Below are 14,341 nucleotides of genomic sequence, written 5' to 3' on the forward strand. Positions count from 1 at the left end.
GCGATGCAAGATACCGCCAAGCCGGCGACCCGAGTTCTGATCGTCGACGACCATCCCGTGGTGCTGTCAGGATGCCGCACCCTTTTCGCGTCCGACCACTCGATCCGTATCGACGAGGCGACCGACGCCAAATCCGGGCATCGCGCCTATATCAGCAAGCGGCCCGACGTCACCGTCATCGACATCAGCCTGCCCGACGTCTCCGGCTTCGAGCTGATGCGGCGGATCCGCAAGGACGACCCTGATGCCAAGATCATCATGTTCAGCATGAACGACGATCCGGCCTTCGTGGTGCGGGCGGTCGAGCTTGGCGCGCAGGGATATGTCTCCAAGGGCGACGATCCCCGGATTCTGCTCAAGGCGGTGCGCAAGGTGGTCGCCGGCGACAATTTCATCTCGCCGCAACTCGCGGAGGCGGTCACGTTCTCCGGTGCAGCGATCAAGGCCAATCCGGCCTCGCAGATGACGCCGCGGGAGCTCGAAATTCTCCGCCTGCTCGGCCGTGGCGACAAGATCGTCGAGGTCGCCGAGGCGCTCGGCATCTCCTACAAGACGGTCGCCAACACCACGTCCCTGCTCAAGCAGAAGCTCGGCGCCAAGAACCATTCCGACCTGATCAGGATCGCGGTGGAAATCGGGATGAGCTGACGCCCGGGGCATTGGCGGCCCGGGGGCACCGGCGGCCCGCGCACTGGCGCCCGGCACCGAACCGGCTGCTCCAGGATGCAGCCGGTCCGGCCGGGCGGATCGGGTCTCGGCGCGTACCGGGCAATGCATGGACAGCGCCGACACCATCCGCCGACACAATGGGCCGGCGTGATATTCGTTCCTGAACCACCCGAAATTGCGGGAAAAAGAAGCAATGGCGTGCGGGCGCTCGCAGGAATGCCTTTGCGAAACGCGAACCGCGCCGGGAAAAATAGGAACATTTTCTTGCCCCCGCCGTTTTGGCTCTTGACGATTTCGTGACGGGCGCCGAGAACTTGGCCGACAGTTTTGGCGGGCCGGCAACCCGCACGAGGCAAACCGGGTCTGCACATATCAACGACAGACCTTCCAAGAGAGGGCTGCGGCATCGCCGCAGCCCTTTTTCGTTGAGCGGGGCACAGGCGGGAAGCGGTTTCCCGATGCCGCAAAACACTTTATGGTGGCCTAACGCCTCTGGCCGTTAACAAGTAGTTTCATGAAATCAAAGGCTTATGGATCTGGCTCAAGGCCGGCCGGCCTTTGGAGGGCAGTTTGACTCGCTATATCTCGACCCGGGGCGAGGCCCCAGAACTCGGCTTCTGCGACGTGATGCTGACTGGGCTTGCCCGTGACGGCGGCCTGTATGTGCCGGTGACGTGGCCGCAGCTCTCGACCGAGGCCATCGCTGGCTTCTTCGGCCGCCCCTATTGGGAGGTCGCGGTCGACGTGATCCGTCCGTTCGCCGGCGGCGAGATTTCGGATGCCGAGCTCGGCCGCATGGCGAACGAGGCCTATGCCACCTTCCGCCATCCGGCGGTGGTGCCGCTGCGCCAGATGACGCCGCATCAATTCGTGCTGGAGCTGTTCCACGGCCCGACGCTCGCCTTCAAGGACGTGGCGATGCAGCTGATCTCGCGGCTGATGGACCACGTGCTCGCCAAGCGCGGCCAGCGCACCACCATCGTGGTCGCGACCTCCGGCGACACCGGTGGCGCCGCGGTCGACGCGTTCGCGGGCCTGGAGAATGTCGATCTCATCGTGCTGTTCCCGCACGGCCGCATCTCCGAAGTGCAGCAGCGGATGATGACGACCACGGGCGCGGCCAACGTCCATGCGCTCGCCATCGAGGGCAATTTCGACGACTGCCAGGCGCTCGTGAAGGGGATGTTCAACAACCATCGCTTCCGCGATGCGACCTCGCTCTCCGGCGTCAACTCCATCAACTGGGCGCGTATCGTCGCCCAGGTGGTCTACTACTTCACCTCCGCCGTCGCCGCCGGCGCGCCGGCACGCACGGTGGATTTCGTCGTGCCGACCGGAAATTTCGGCGACATCTTTGCCGGTTATGTCGCCAAGCGGATGGGGCTGCCGGTGCGCACGCTGCGCATCGCCGCCAACGTCAACGACATCCTGGCGCGCACGCTCAAGACCGGGATCTACGAGGTGCGCGAGGTGCACGCCACCGCGTCGCCATCGATGGACATCCAGATCTCCTCGAATTTCGAGCGGCTGCTGTTCGAGGCCGGCCGGCGCGATGCGGCCGGCGTGCGCCGTCTGATGGACTCGCTGAAGCAGTCGGGGCGCTTCGTGTTGCCTGACGCGATGCTGGCCGCAATCCGTGAAGAATTCGACGCCGGCCGGGCCGACGAGACCGAAACCGCAGCCGCGATCCGCGCCGCCTGGCGCGAGGCGGGTGAGCTGGTCGATCCCCATACCGCGGTCGCACTCGCGGTCGCCGACCGCGACACCACCGACACGACGGTGCCCAGCATCGTGCTCTCCACCGCCCATCCGGCCAAATTCCCCGATGCGGTCGAGGCAGCCTGCGGCCAGCGGCCGCAATTGCCCGCCTGGCTCGACGGTCTCATGACCAAATCCGAACACATGAAGGTGATGAAGAACGATCAGGCCGAGGTCGAGCGGTTCGTGCTGTCCGTAAGGCGGGCCGCAAAACAGGGAGTTGCCGGATGAGTGTCGAGATGTCCAAGCTTGCCTCCGGCCTGACCGTCGTCACCGACGAGATGCCCCATCTCGAGACCGCGGCGCTCGGCGTCTGGGCCGGCGTTGGCGGGCGCGACGAGAAGCCGAACGAGCACGGCATCTCGCATCTGCTCGAGCACATGGCGTTCAAGGGCACGACCAAGCGCTCCTCGCGCGAGATCGTCGAGGAGATCGAGGCGGTCGGCGGCGACCTCAATGCCGGCACCTCGACCGAGACCACGTCCTATTATGCGCGGGTGCTGAAGGCCGACGTGCCGCTCGCGCTCGACGTGCTCGCCGACATCCTTGCCAATCCCGCATTCGAGCCCGACGAGCTCGAGCGCGAGAAGAACGTCATCGTGCAGGAAATCGGTGCCGCGCAGGACACGCCCGACGACGTCGTGTTCGAGCATCTCAACGAGCTCTGCTATCCCGACCAGCCGATGGGCCGCTCGCTGCTCGGCACCGCCAAGACCCTGCGCGCCTTCAACCGCGACATGCTGCGCGGTTATCTGTCGACGCATTATCGCGGCCCCGACATGGTGGTGGCGGCAGCCGGCGCGGTCAATCACAAGCAGGTCGTCGCCGAGGTCGAGAGGCGCTTTGCGAGTTTCGAGGGGACGCCGGGTCCGAAGCCGCAAGCCGCTCAGTTCGGCAAAGGCGGCGCCAAGGTGGTGCATCGCGAGCTCGAGCAGGCGCATCTGACGCTGGCGCTGGAAGGCGTGCCGCAGAGCGATCTGTCGTTGTTCTCGCTCCAGGTCTTCACCAACATCCTCGGCGGCGGGATGTCGTCGCGGCTGTTCCAGGAAGTGCGCGAGAAGCGCGGCCTCTGCTACTCCATCTACTCGTTCCACGCGCCCTATACCGACACGGGCTTCTTCGGCCTGTACACCGGCACCGATCCGGCCGACGCACCGGAGATGATGGAGGTCGTGGTCGACATCATGAATGATTCGGTGGAGACGCTGACCGAGGCCGAGATCGCGCGGGCCAAGGCGCAGATGAAGGCGGGCCTCCTGATGGCGCTGGAGAGCTGCTCGTCCCGCGCCGAGCAGCTGGCCCGGCATGTGCTGGCCTATGGCCGGCCGCAGACGGTCGAGGAGCTGGTGGCCCGGATCGACGCCGTCAGCGTCGAATCGACCCGGGATGCGGCGCGTGCGCTGCTTTCGCGGAGCCGCCCTGCAGTTGTCGCATTGGGCAGTGGCAGGGGTCTGGACACGGCGGTATCTTTTGCGGAAGGATTGACCCGGGCACGTGCCAAGGCGCGGCTGCACTAGGAGCCGCGCACGGGCTGATCTGCCCCGGGAAGCATCACCATGGCCCTGTTTCGCCTGCCATCCAGTGGACCCGCCGCCCTCGCGCCGCGCGGCAACGGCCTGTTGCTGCGCGCGCCGCAGATGTCGGACTTCATACAGTGGGCGCATTTGCGCGAGTCCAGCCGCGACTATCTCACGCCCTGGGAGCCGATCTGGCCGTCGGATGACCTGACCCGGTCCGGCTTCCGCCGCCGCCTGCGGCGCTATTCCGAGGACATCGCCGCGGACCGCTCCTATCCCTTCCTGATCTTCCGTGAGCTCGATGGCGCCATGGTCGGCGGCATCACGCTCGCCAATGTCCGCCGCGGTATCGTCCAAGCCGGCACCATCGGCTACTGGGTCGGCAAGCCTCATGCCCATCGCGGCTACATGACGGCGGCGCTGCGGGTGCTGCTGCCGACGCTGTTCGGCGAGCTCAATCTGCACCGGGTCGAGGCCGCCTGCATCCCAACCAATGCGCCGTCGATCCGGGTGCTGGAGAAGTGCGGCTTCTCCCGCGAGGGCCTGGCGCGCCGCTATCTCTGCATCAACGGGGTCTGGCAGGACCACCTGCTGTTCGGCCTGCTGCACGAGGATTTCCGCGGCTGAGCTGCCGCTCGTGCTGCCAAAGTCTCCTTGTTTGCTGCCTTGGGTTCGCCGATTTTGGCGATATAAACCGCTGGCCGGCCGGCGATCGGCTGGAGGATGGTCATGGAGTATGGGCGTTGATGGTGAAGAAGCTTCGGTCATCGCGGAATGCGTTGCGGCGGGGTACGGGGATCGCGCTGGCGTTGTCGGTTGCGCTCGCCGCCGTCTCGCCGGTGGCGGCCCAGTCGCTCACCGACCGCTTCAAGAGCCTGTTCGGCGGCAAGTCCGACGAGCCGGCCCAGCCCAAGCCGGCGCCCGCGCCCGGCCAGCCGGCGGCCGATGACGACGTCGATTGTCCGCAGGTCACGGTGCGCGCCGGGGCCTCGACCTACGCGGTCGGCGCCGCCGGCAAGCCGGCCGTCGGCAATGAGATCCGCTTCCAGGCCACGATCACCAAGATGGCGCGTGAATGTACCCGGAATGGCGGCGATATCACGGCCCGGATCGGCATCCAGGGCCGTGTCATCGCCGGTCCCGCCGGTGCGCCTGCGACCGTCGAGGTGCCCTTGCGCATTGCCGTGGTGCAGGGCGGCGTCGGCGAGAAGGTGATCGCCTCGAAGGCGTACCGGACCACGGTCGAGATGTCGGAGGGCGGCAGCGTGCCCTTCACCTTCATCGCCGAGGATCTGGCCTATCCCGTGCCCTCGGCCAAGATCGCCGATTCCTACATCTTCTATGTCGGCTTTGACCCGCAGGCGCTCTCGCCCGAGCCGAAGGCAAGGCCGAAGAAGAAATAGGGCAAGATCTCGCGGCAATCTCAACTGTCATTGCCCGCGAAGGCGGGCAATCCAGTATTCCGAGACAGCGAGGCTAGAATCGAGATGCCGCGGCGTACTGGATCACCCGCCTTCGCGGGTGATGACATCCGATGTGTTGCTACAGACATCGTCAAACAAAAAAGCCGGCGCTCGCGCGCCGGCTTTTTGATTGGTGAAAGGCAAAGCCCCTCAGTTCAGCTTCTGCCGAACCTCGTTGATGCCCTTGGCGAGCAGGTCGTCGGCGACCTGGCCCTTGACCGACTGCGACAGGATCGTGGAGGCGGCCTGGACGGCGGCTTCCGCGGCTGCGGCGCGGACATCGGCCACCGCCTGGGCCTCGGCGAGCGCGATCTTGCTCTCCGCGGTCTTGGTGCGGCGGGCGACGAAGTCTTCCATCTTCGCCTTGGCCTCGGTCGCGATGCGCTCGGCTTCGGACTTGGCGTTGGCGATGATGTCCGCAGCCTCGCGCTCGGCCGTGGCACTGCGCGCCTTGTAGTCGGCGAGCACCTTGGCCGCTTCCTGCTTGAGGCGCGTCGCGTCGTCGAGCTCGGCCTTGATGCGGTCGGCGCGGTGGTCGAGCGCAGTCGTCACCTTCTTGAAGACCCCGAGATAGCCGAACAGGACCATCAGGATCACGAAGGCGATGGCGACCCAGGTTTCAGGATCGAAGAACATATCGACTAACCCTTCAAGGACGCGTCAACGGCAGTGCTGACCGAGGCTGCGTCCGGAACGATACCGGTGAGCTGCTGCACGATCTGGCCTGCCGCATCGGCCGCGATGCCGCGGACGTTGCTCATGGCCGTCTTGCGGGTCGAGGCGATGGTCTTTTCCGCCTCGGCGAGCTTGACCGCCAGTTGCTCTTCAAGCGCCTTGCGCTCGGCTTCCGCCTGCGCATTCGCCTTGTCGCGGGATTCGTTGCCGATCGCCTGCGCGCGCGAACGTGCCGAAGCAAGCTCACCCTCATAGGCCTTCAGCGCCGCGTCGGACTGGTCCTTCAGCTTCTGCGCTTCGGCGAGGTCACCCTCGATCTTGTTTTGACGTGCCTCGATCGCACCGCCGACGCGCGGCAGAGCGAGCTTGGACACGATCACGTAAAGCGCGACGAAGAAGATCGCGAGCGACACCAGCTGTGAAGCGTAGTTGCTGCTCTCGAACGGCGGAAAACCGCCACCGTGACCGCCTTCGGACTCGGTGTGGGCGCCCGCCGCCGGACTTTTCGCCCCGCCATGACTCTCAGCCATGGATTACTCCTGTTGCCGTCATGCGCGCCGCTTCGGTCGAAGCGGCGCGAAACATCGTCCTCAGAGCGGAACGAACAGCAGCAGCAGCGCGATCAGCAGCGAGAAAATGCCAAGCGCTTCGGTCACGGCGAAGCCGAAGATCAGGTTGCCGAACTGGCCCTGAGCGGCCGACGGATTGCGAACGGCTGCGGCAAGGTAGTTGCCGAAGATCACGCCCACGCCGACGCCCGCGCCGCCCATGCCGATGCATGCGATGCCCGCGCCGATAAGTTTTGCTGCTGCCGGATCCATTTTAGACTCCTTGGAAGAAAGATTGGGTTGTGGGTGGAAATTCCCCGGACCGCTCAGTGTCCCGGATGAATGGCGTCGTTCAGGTAGATGCAGGTCAGGATCGCAAACACATAGGCCTGCAGGAACGCGACCAGAATCTCGAGAGCGTACAGCGCGACCGTGAGCGCCAGCGGCAGCACGCCGCCGACCCAGCCGAGCGCGCCGAGCGAGAAGCCGAGCATGGCGACGAAGCCCGCGAAAACCTTGAGCGCGATGTGGCCGGCCAGCATGTTGGCGAACAGACGGACGCTGTGGGAGACCGGCCGCAGGAAGAACGACAGGATCTCGATGAACATCACCAGCGGCAGGATGTAGCCGGGGACGCCGTGAGGCACGAAGATCGAGAAGAATTTCAGGCCGTTCTTGGCGACGCCGTAGATCAGCACGGTGAAGAAGACCAAAAGCGCGAGCGCGGCGGTCACGATCAGATGGCTCGAGATCGTGAAGGTATAGGGGATGATGCCGACCAGGTTCGAGACGCAGATGAACATGAACAGCGAGAAGATCAGCGGGAAGAACTTCATGCCTTCCGCGCCGGCCGTCGAACGGATGGTCGAGGCGACGAATTCGTAGGAGATCTCGGCGACCGACTGGAGGCGCCCGGGAACCAGCTGCGTGCCACTGGCAAGCATCAGGAACGAGATGATCGCCACCGCCACCAGCATGTAGAGCGACGAATTGGTGAAGGCGATCGTGTGATTGCCGATATGGCCGATCGTGAAGAGAGGCTCGATGTTGAACTGGTGGATCGGATCGATTTTCATCAGCGCGGCATCTCTTGGTCTGCCGGGCAATGCCGGCGGGTCTCGGTCTGCCGGCCGGGCCGGCCCGTACCGGCATGGCCGGCACGATCATTCCTCTGTTGGTGCGGATCGCTTAAGAATCACCGCGCCTGTTTTGACCCGCGCCTGCCGTTCTCACCACATTCACCACGCCGGCCACGAAGCCCAGCAGCAGGAACACGATAAATCCGAAAGGCGACGTCGACAGCAAGCGGTCGAAACCCCAGCCAATCCCCGCTCCGACAACGACCCCGGCGACCAACTCGGAGGATAACCGGAAACCAAGCGCCATCGCCGAAGCTCTGGCCGCTCTGTCTTCACCGTCACCTGCGGGTTGCTCGGTCTTGATTCGTCGGTCCCGGAATTCGGACAACCGCTGATCAAGATTTCCGAGCCGTTCGGAAAGCGCAGCTTCCTCGGACGATCTATCGCGATCCCCATTCTCGCCGTGTCCCGTGCCCTGTGTCATGCAACGAAGACCCGAAACGCCGCGGCTGAATGGAAATTACGCCCACCACCCTCAAAAGCCGCGCGGACCATACTGATGGCCCATAATCAAGTCAAGCCAAGTCACGATTGCGTCGCGTTCTATTATGTATCTGATTTACTTGATGATATTGGCACGCACGGCAACGCTGCACACAGCGTGACGCCGCACCGCAGCAGCTCTCTTCATGATCGGCGAATGCGACCACCATTTCGTCCTGCCGGCGGGATCAAAGGGATTGCCGCGATCGTTGATATCGGTGGCGCGTTTTGGGCGGCAGATCGCCTCGCCGGGGTGTAGAATTGAAGAGAAGCCACAGAAGCGCCATGGCGGAGAGCGCGATGAGACCAGCAAATTCATCCACAGCATCATGGCTTGCAGCGGCGGTATTCGCCGCGATGATGACCATCGGCGGCGGCCTCGTTGCCGCACAGTCCGCGCCCGACAGCGAAAACGGCCGCTACAGCATGACGCCCATCCCCGAAGGAGTGCTGCGGCTCGACACCCGCACCGGCACGGTATCGACCTGCACCAAGAACGGCGCGGGCTGGGCCTGTTACGCGGTGCCCGACGAACGCACCGCGCTCGACGCCGAGATCGGCCGGCTCCAGGCCGAAGTCGAGAAGCTGAAGGGGCAGATCGCGGCGGGGCCGACCGTGTCGGGCAAGATCGACGAGGCGATGCCGAAATCCGATCCGCTCAAGAAGGACCCGAAGGTCGCCGAGGGGGACCGCAAGATCGAGATTCCGCTGCCCAGCGACCAGGATGTCGATCGGGTGATGTCGTTCCTGGAAAAGGCCTGGCGCCGGCTGATCGACATGGCCAACCGCGTGCAGAAGGACGTCTCGGGGAAGATCTAGCGCATGACGAGATGCCGTAGGGTGGGCAAAGGTGCGAAGCGCCGTGCCCACCACCTTGACCTCGTTGCGTCGATTGGTGGGCACGCTTCGCTTTGCCCACCCTACGGTGGCATTCCGAGTTGAGAGATCTTTCATGACATCAGGCAAATCCGTCACGCGCTCGGCGCCATCGTCGGTGCAAGTCACCACCGTCGCATCGTCACTGCTGACCGTGCAGACGCCCGGCCGCGGCTTCACCGATCTCACCAGCGAAGCCGCGAAGTTCATCAATGAGGTTCAGGCGCGCGATGGCGCGCTGACGCTGTTCATCCGGCACACCTCGGCGTCGCTGACGATCCAGGAGAACGCCGATCCGTCCGTGCTCGTCGATCTCACCACGGCACTGTCGCGGCTCGCGCCTGAGAACGCCGGCTGGACCCACTACACCGAGGGACCGGACGACATGCCGGCGCACGTCAAGACCATGCTGACGCAGACCTCGCTTCAGGTCCCGGTCCTGAACGGCAAAGTCGCGCTCGGCACCTGGCAGGCGATCTACCTGATCGAGCATCGCAAGCGCCCGCACCGGCGCGAGGTCGTGCTGCAATTCATCGGTAGCAATCAGTAGGCCCCAAAACAAAACCGGCCGCGGAGACCGCGGCCGGTTCGTATTGTCGGTCGCTGCTGTCGATCAGGTCGCCTTGATGTCGACGTCCTTGGTCTCGGGCAGGAAGAAGAAGCCGATCACGACGGTAATCGATGCGAAGATGACCGGATACCAGAGACCCGCATAGATATCGCCGGTCGAGGCCACGATCGCGAACGCGGTCGCTGGCAGCAGGCCGCCGAACCAGCCGTTACCAATATGGTAGGGCAGCGACATCGAGGTGTAGCGAATGCGGGTCGGGAACAGTTCGACCAGCATCGCGGCGATCGGGCCGTACACCATGGTGACGAAGATCACCAGGATGAACAGCAGCCCGACGGTCGCGGCCACCTGCGGACGGAAGATGTCGAACGGATGCGACATCTTCACGATGCCCGCATCGCCCGGCTTCGGATAGCCGGCTGCCTGCACTGCGGCGAGCAGCGCGGGATTGCCGTCCTTGGCGTTGGCGTAGGCGATGTCCTTGCCGTTGACCACCACCTTCACGCCGGAGCCGGCCGGGCCGGAAGAGGTCGAGTACTTGACCGACGCGCCCGACAGGTAGGCGCGTGCGGTGTCGCAGGGCGCGCTGAAGACGCGGGTGCCGACCGGGTTGAACAGGTCGCCGCAACCCGCGGGATCCGCCACCACGTCGACCTTGACCGACTCGATCGCCTTTTCCAGCGCCGGGTTGGCGTTGGTGGTGATCATCTTGAAGATCGGGAAGAAGGTCAGCGCCGCGATCAGACAGCCGCCGAGGATAATCGGCTTGCGGCCGATCTTGTCGGAGAGCACGCCGAACACGATGAAGAAGCCGGTGCCGAGCAGCAGCGACCAGGCGATCAGCAGGTTGGCGGTATAGCCGTCGACCTTCAGGATCGATTGCAGGAAGAACAGCGCGTAGAACTGGCCGGTGTACCAGACCACGCCCTGGCCCATCACGCCGCCGAGCAGCGCGAGCAGAACGAGCTTGCCGTTCTGCCAGTTGCCGAAGGCTTCCGTCAGCGGCGCCTTCGAGCTCTTCCCCTCGTCCTTCATCTTCTGGAAGATCGGGGATTCGCTGAGGCGGAGCCGGATCCAGACCGAGATGCCGAGCAGCAGCACCGAGACCAGGAACGGGATGCGCCAGCCCCAGGCCGCGAAATCGGCTTCGCCGATCGCGCTGCGGGTGAACAGGATCACCAGCAGGGACAGGAACAGGCCGAGCGTGGCCGTCGTCTGAATGAACGAGGTGTAATAGCCGCGCTTGCCGTTCGGCGCGTGCTCCGCGACATAGGTCGCCGCACCGCCATATTCACCGCCGAGCGCCAGGCCCTGGGCGAGGCGCAGCGCGATCAGGATGATCGGGGCCGCGATGCCGATGGTCGCCGCATTGGGCAGCAGGCCGACGATGAAGGTCGACAGACCCATGATCAGGATGGTGACGAGGAAGGTGTATTTGCGGCCGACGATGTCGCCGACGCGCCCGAACACGATGGCGCCGAACGGACGGACGAGGAAGCCCGCGGCGAAGGCCAGCAGCGCGAAGATGTCGCGGGTTGCCGGCGGATAGGCCGAGAAGAACTGCGCGCCGATGATGCCGGCCAGCGAACCGTAGAGGTAGAAGTCGTACCACTCGAAGACGGTACCGAGCGAGGAGGCGAGAATGACGAACCGTTCGTCCTTCGTCATTCCTCCCGCGCCCGCTTGAGACACAGCCATTGTCGACATGTTGAGTCGCTCCCCGAAATGCGTTTCCTCGCGCCCCGGATACCCGGTCATGCCGGATCAACCCAGGTCTTGGCTCCAAGGTAACATCGGCGTGAAACCCGCCCCAATACGACTTTCGGCCTTGCGCACTGACGCGCACCTGACGCCGCGGACCTTTCAATCCGGCACGATCGTGCTCGACCATGGGTTAACCCCGTTCCCGCAAAGGGATAATGCCCACTTGCATGCCACGGCCGGTCGGGAAAGAATTGACCAAGGCCCCGGGCCGGCCTACTGGCCCGGTGTGAATGCCAGCAAGAGAACGATGAGCGCTCCTTCGACCCATCTTGTCATTGCCGATGACCATCCCCTGTTCCGCGACGCGTTGCGGCAAGCGGTGGCGGGCGTCCTGACCTCGGCCAGGATCGACGAGGCGGGATCGTTCGAGGATCTCACCAAGCTGCTGGAACAGACATCCGACGTCGATCTGGTCCTGCTCGACCTCTCGATGCCCGGGATCTCCGGCTTTTCCGGGCTGATCTATCTGCGCGCGCAGTACCCGGCCATCCCGGTGGTGATCGTCTCGGCCTCCGACGACAGCGCCACGATTCGCCGCTCGCTCGATTTCGGCGCCTCCGGCTTCATCCCGAAGCGATTCGGCGTCGAGACCTTGCGCGACGCGATCCTCAAGGTGATGGAGGGGGACGTCTGGGTTCCCACCGACACCGATCTATCGGCCGCCGCCGATCCCGACATGACGCGCCTGCGCGACCGCCTGGTGACGCTGACGCCGCAACAGGTCCGGGTCTTGATGATGCTGTCGGAAGGGCTGCTCAACAAGCAGATCGCCTACGAGCTCGGCGTCTCCGAAGCCACCATCAAGGCGCATGTCTCGGCGATCCTGCAAAAGCTCGGCGTCGAGAGCCGCACCCAGGCGGTAATTGCCGCGGCGAAGATCGCCGGCGGGCAGTGGAAGCAGGGCACCCCGACGGGATCGTAAACCGCGATCGGGTCAGTCGCCTTTTTCGCGCGTCGGCTTGGGCAGGATATCCGGCTGTACCGATTCCAAAATGCTCTTGACGTCGCCGTGCCTTGCAAGGGCGTCGAAGACGTCGGGTACGTCGGTCGACACCGAAAACGACTTGGCCAAGCGAAACACCTTGCCGAGCTTGATCGCATTGGCCGGCAGATCGAGGCTAGCGCTCATGTCAGTGACGATTTCCCTTGCCTTCTCCGGCAGGTCGCTCGCGGCAACGTCATCGTTCAGGAACACCTGAACTGACGAAGGCTGGCCGGGCTTGGTGGCTTGGCGCAATCGATTGACGACAGCCTTACCTTCCCATTCGGGCGAAGGCTTTGTCTTGTCGGTCATGGCCGGCTCCTGTGCGGGAATCCCTGGCGGCCTGGCCAATATAGCGCTTATTGCGGCCGGCTTTTAGCTGGCCGCAACAAGAATTGCCGTGGAGTCAGGCGGGACGGCGCTTCGAAGGGCTCTTCTTGCGCGCGGGGCGCCGCGATGCGGCAACCTTCGGCCGGCGTGCCATCTTCTTGGCGACGCTGCGCGGTGGATGCGACGACGAGCGCCCCCTCGCAGAGCGCTTTTTCGCGGGCGTGCGCCGCCGGGGCGCGACGCTCACCTGCGCGGCGGGGAGCTGCGACCCGGTCAGGAGCTCGTAGGCCCTGACGGCATCGGGCACCCCATGGTTCGCGCGGGCCTCTTCCATCGCCTCGGGGCGCGCGCAGGATCCGATGATGGCGGCTTCGAGCTGGTCCGCCGTTGCAGTCGGCCTCGCTTGCAGCAGAAGGGCTGCAAGACCCGCGACGTGGGGCGTCGCCATCGACGTCCCATTCATGGTCTCGTACTTTTTGCCGGGAACGCAGGACGTGATCGCGACCCCCGGTGCGACGATCGCCGGGCACAATGGGCTGATCGCGCGATTGAAGCTCTGGCTGCTGGAGAAATCAGGCACGACGTCGTGCACGTCGATCGCGCCGATCGACAACACGTTCGCGTAATTGCCCGGCGAGCGGCTGGTCCGGGGGCCCTCATTGCCGGACGCAATGACCGGCAGAACGTTGGCGGCGCGCAAGGCATCGATCACACTCTGGAATGCCGGCGTGAAGCCGCGTAGTCCGAGCGACATGCTCAGGACTCGGGCGCCTTCGCCGATCACCCAGTCCATGCCGGCCAGGATGCGTTCGATCACCTGCCCGCGCTCGATCACCATCGCGCTCGCGAGCTGGGCATCCGGTGCGACGCCGAAGCGACCCTTGCTGACCGGCCGGCCGACGATCGTGCCCGCGGTGTGAGTGCCGTGTACGCCGCTGTCGCGGGCCGGTGCGTTCGGAACCTGATCTCCCGCCAGGTCGAACTCGGCAAACTTCTTGATGGCTCCGGCCAATGCCGGATGCTTGCCGTCGACGCCGGTATCGAGGTGACCAACCACCACGCCTTGGCCGGTGAAACCCGCCTGCCAAAGGCGTTCCACGTTCAAGCGCTTGATGCCCCAGGTCGGACCGACCCCGGTCTTGATTGGACGGGCTTCGACCGGTTTGATCAGGCTGATCTCCGGAGCCTTGTCGACCTTGCCCACTTGCGGATCAGCCTGGAGCGAAACGAGGCCGCTGGCATCCACGCTGCCGACTGCGAGTCCAAGGTTGGGGTAGATGCGCACGCGGCGCTCGGCCAGGCTCTCCGCTCCTCTGATTTGGCGGCCGGCGGAGCGCGTTGCCGCCGCCACGAGACTCTGTGTCTGGGCAGTGTCCGGCGCGATGAAATGATCCTGCATCGCGATCTCGGACGTGGCGGCGGCCGACGCCCTGTCCTTCATTGTGACAATCACTTTGACATAGCCAATCGCGGCCAGTGTATCCTCGAGGCTGGACCCTGCCATTGTCGTGGCTCCGGATGATTGAAATGGACGTGCTAAAGGCAATCAACTGAATAGGTTCAACA

The 14,341-nt window shown here is 64.7% G+C and carries 17 protein-coding genes; 9 read left to right on the plus strand and 8 right to left on the minus strand.

All coding sequences use genetic code 11. The features are described 5' to 3' along the window. The first annotated feature begins 3 nt into the window (after positions 1-3). The 5 genes from ACVJ5M_RS07340 to ACVJ5M_RS07360 all read left to right on the plus strand — a co-directional run bounded on the left by ACVJ5M_RS07340 (position 4) and on the right by ACVJ5M_RS07360 (position 5,347). Positions 4-648 (plus strand): response regulator transcription factor, encoded by a 645-nt coding sequence (locus ACVJ5M_RS07340; protein ID WP_014498503.1) that lies wholly within the window; start codon positions 4-6, stop codon positions 646-648. Positions 649-1,239: 591 nt separating this feature from the next. Continuing rightward, positions 1,240-2,658, plus strand: a complete 1,419-nt coding sequence (thrC, locus tag ACVJ5M_RS07345) for a threonine synthase (RefSeq protein WP_354099830.1) — start codon at positions 1,240-1,242, stop codon at positions 2,656-2,658. After that, complete coding sequence (locus tag ACVJ5M_RS07350; RefSeq protein ID WP_063980771.1) at positions 2,655-3,944, plus strand: M16 family metallopeptidase; 1,290 nt, start codon at positions 2,655-2,657, stop codon at positions 3,942-3,944. Before thrC ends, ACVJ5M_RS07350 begins: the two co-directional genes overlap by 4 nt. A 39-nt stretch (positions 3,945-3,983) precedes the next feature. Beyond that, the gene (locus ACVJ5M_RS07355) at positions 3,984-4,571 is read left to right on the plus strand and encodes a GNAT family N-acetyltransferase (RefSeq protein ID WP_014498500.1); all 588 of its coding nucleotides are present in this window, start codon (positions 3,984-3,986) and stop codon (positions 4,569-4,571) included. Between the two features lie 119 nt (positions 4,572-4,690). After that, the gene (locus ACVJ5M_RS07360) at positions 4,691-5,347 is read left to right on the plus strand and encodes a hypothetical protein (RefSeq protein ID WP_063980773.1); all 657 of its coding nucleotides are present in this window, start codon (positions 4,691-4,693) and stop codon (positions 5,345-5,347) included. Between the two features lie 210 nt (positions 5,348-5,557). Here the strand turns inward: ACVJ5M_RS07360 and ACVJ5M_RS07365 are convergent, their stop codons facing one another. The 5 genes from ACVJ5M_RS07365 to ACVJ5M_RS07385 all read right to left on the minus strand — a co-directional run bounded on the left by ACVJ5M_RS07365 (position 5,558) and on the right by ACVJ5M_RS07385 (position 8,193). After that, the gene (locus tag ACVJ5M_RS07365; RefSeq protein WP_085402617.1) at positions 5,558-6,043 is read right to left on the minus strand and encodes a F0F1 ATP synthase subunit B family protein; all 486 of its coding nucleotides are present in this window, start codon (positions 6,041-6,043) and stop codon (positions 5,558-5,560) included. 5 nt (positions 6,044-6,048) lie between these two features. Then, positions 6,049-6,612: a F0F1 ATP synthase subunit B family protein gene (locus tag ACVJ5M_RS07370; RefSeq protein WP_063980775.1), complete on the minus strand. Its 564-nt coding sequence runs from the start codon at positions 6,610-6,612 to the stop codon at positions 6,049-6,051. Between the two features lie 60 nt (positions 6,613-6,672). Further along, on the minus strand, positions 6,673-6,903 hold the full coding sequence (locus ACVJ5M_RS07375) for a F0F1 ATP synthase subunit C (RefSeq protein WP_007599451.1): 231 nt from the start codon (positions 6,901-6,903) through the stop codon (positions 6,673-6,675). Positions 6,904-6,956: 53 nt separating this feature from the next. Continuing rightward, entirely contained in the window at positions 6,957-7,706 is a 750-nt protein-coding gene (locus ACVJ5M_RS07380; RefSeq protein WP_063980776.1) for a F0F1 ATP synthase subunit A, read from the minus strand. A gap of 112 nt (positions 7,707-7,818) precedes the next feature. Then, positions 7,819-8,193: an AtpZ/AtpI family protein gene (locus ACVJ5M_RS07385; protein ID WP_063980777.1), complete on the minus strand. Its 375-nt coding sequence runs from the start codon at positions 8,191-8,193 to the stop codon at positions 7,819-7,821. A gap of 75 nt (positions 8,194-8,268) precedes the next feature. Between ACVJ5M_RS07385 and ACVJ5M_RS07390 the strand changes: the two genes are divergently transcribed. The 3 genes from ACVJ5M_RS07390 (at position 8,269) to ACVJ5M_RS07400 (ending at position 9,678) form a co-directional block, all read left to right on the plus strand. Continuing rightward, positions 8,269-8,511, plus strand: a complete 243-nt coding sequence (locus ACVJ5M_RS07390; RefSeq protein WP_166076733.1) for a hypothetical protein — start codon at positions 8,269-8,271, stop codon at positions 8,509-8,511. Between the two features lie 41 nt (positions 8,512-8,552). Beyond that, a complete protein-coding gene (locus tag ACVJ5M_RS07395) occupies positions 8,553-9,071 on the plus strand; it encodes a hypothetical protein (RefSeq protein WP_063986051.1) in 519 nt (172 codons plus the stop codon). A 133-nt stretch (positions 9,072-9,204) separates the two neighbouring features. After that, complete coding sequence (locus ACVJ5M_RS07400; RefSeq protein WP_063980778.1) at positions 9,205-9,678, plus strand: secondary thiamine-phosphate synthase enzyme YjbQ; 474 nt, start codon at positions 9,205-9,207, stop codon at positions 9,676-9,678. Between the two features lie 63 nt (positions 9,679-9,741). Here ACVJ5M_RS07400 and ACVJ5M_RS07405 read toward each other — a convergent pair whose 3' ends face one another. After that, positions 9,742-11,367 carry an MFS transporter gene (locus ACVJ5M_RS07405; protein ID WP_175627402.1) on the minus strand — a complete coding sequence of 542 codons (1,626 nt, stop codon included), beginning with the start codon at positions 11,365-11,367 and terminating at the stop codon, positions 9,742-9,744. Positions 11,368-11,710: 343 nt separating this feature from the next. On the opposite strand from ACVJ5M_RS07405, the gene ACVJ5M_RS07410 reads away from it, so the two are divergent. After that, entirely contained in the window at positions 11,711-12,385 is a 675-nt protein-coding gene (locus ACVJ5M_RS07410; RefSeq protein ID WP_014498490.1) for a response regulator, read from the plus strand. Between the two features lie 12 nt (positions 12,386-12,397). Here the strand turns inward: ACVJ5M_RS07410 and ACVJ5M_RS07415 are convergent, their stop codons facing one another. Together ACVJ5M_RS07415 and ACVJ5M_RS07420 are read right to left on the minus strand one after the other, a co-directional pair. Continuing rightward, on the minus strand, positions 12,398-12,757 hold the full coding sequence (locus ACVJ5M_RS07415; RefSeq protein WP_028148705.1) for a hypothetical protein: 360 nt from the start codon (positions 12,755-12,757) through the stop codon (positions 12,398-12,400). 94 nt (positions 12,758-12,851) lie between these two features. Beyond that, positions 12,852-13,979: a S8 family peptidase gene (locus tag ACVJ5M_RS07420; RefSeq protein WP_245328527.1), complete on the minus strand. Its 1,128-nt coding sequence runs from the start codon at positions 13,977-13,979 to the stop codon at positions 12,852-12,854. Between the last annotated feature and the right edge of the window lie 362 nt (positions 13,980-14,341).

It is taken from the genome of Bradyrhizobium sp. S3.7.6 (assembly GCF_054061875.1).

What these genes read in the sequence shown, in the direction of transcription:
- ACVJ5M_RS07390 (WP_166076733.1), top strand. Translation starts at nt 8,269, where the DNA reads ATGGCCCATAATCAAGTCAAGCCAAGTCACGATTGCGTCGCGTTCTAT.
- ACVJ5M_RS07340 (WP_014498503.1), top strand. Translation starts at nt 4, where the DNA reads ATGCAAGATACCGCCAAGCCGGCGACCCGAGTTCTGATCGTCGACGAC.
- ACVJ5M_RS07375 (WP_007599451.1), bottom strand. Translation starts at nt 6,903, where the DNA reads ATGGATCCGGCAGCAGCAAAACTTATCGGCGCGGGCATCGCATGCATC.
- ACVJ5M_RS07410 (WP_014498490.1), top strand. Translation starts at nt 11,711, where the DNA reads ATGAGCGCTCCTTCGACCCATCTTGTCATTGCCGATGACCATCCCCTG.
- ACVJ5M_RS07415 (WP_028148705.1), bottom strand. Translation starts at nt 12,757, where the DNA reads ATGACCGACAAGACAAAGCCTTCGCCCGAATGGGAAGGTAAGGCTGTC.
- ACVJ5M_RS07355 (WP_014498500.1), top strand. Translation starts at nt 3,984, where the DNA reads ATGGCCCTGTTTCGCCTGCCATCCAGTGGACCCGCCGCCCTCGCGCCG.
- ACVJ5M_RS07405 (WP_175627402.1), bottom strand. Translation starts at nt 11,367, where the DNA reads ATGACGAAGGACGAACGGTTCGTCATTCTCGCCTCCTCGCTCGGTACC.
- ACVJ5M_RS07395 (WP_063986051.1), top strand. Translation starts at nt 8,553, where the DNA reads ATGAGACCAGCAAATTCATCCACAGCATCATGGCTTGCAGCGGCGGTA.
- ACVJ5M_RS07385 (WP_063980777.1), bottom strand. Translation starts at nt 8,193, where the DNA reads ATGACACAGGGCACGGGACACGGCGAGAATGGGGATCGCGATAGATCG.
- ACVJ5M_RS07350 (WP_063980771.1), top strand. Translation starts at nt 2,655, where the DNA reads ATGAGTGTCGAGATGTCCAAGCTTGCCTCCGGCCTGACCGTCGTCACC.
- ACVJ5M_RS07370 (WP_063980775.1), bottom strand. Translation starts at nt 6,612, where the DNA reads ATGGCTGAGAGTCATGGCGGGGCGAAAAGTCCGGCGGCGGGCGCCCAC.
- ACVJ5M_RS07365 (WP_085402617.1), bottom strand. Translation starts at nt 6,043, where the DNA reads ATGTTCTTCGATCCTGAAACCTGGGTCGCCATCGCCTTCGTGATCCTG.
- ACVJ5M_RS07380 (WP_063980776.1), bottom strand. Translation starts at nt 7,706, where the DNA reads ATGAAAATCGATCCGATCCACCAGTTCAACATCGAGCCTCTCTTCACG.
- ACVJ5M_RS07400 (WP_063980778.1), top strand. Translation starts at nt 9,205, where the DNA reads ATGACATCAGGCAAATCCGTCACGCGCTCGGCGCCATCGTCGGTGCAA.
- ACVJ5M_RS07360 (WP_063980773.1), top strand. Translation starts at nt 4,691, where the DNA reads ATGGTGAAGAAGCTTCGGTCATCGCGGAATGCGTTGCGGCGGGGTACG.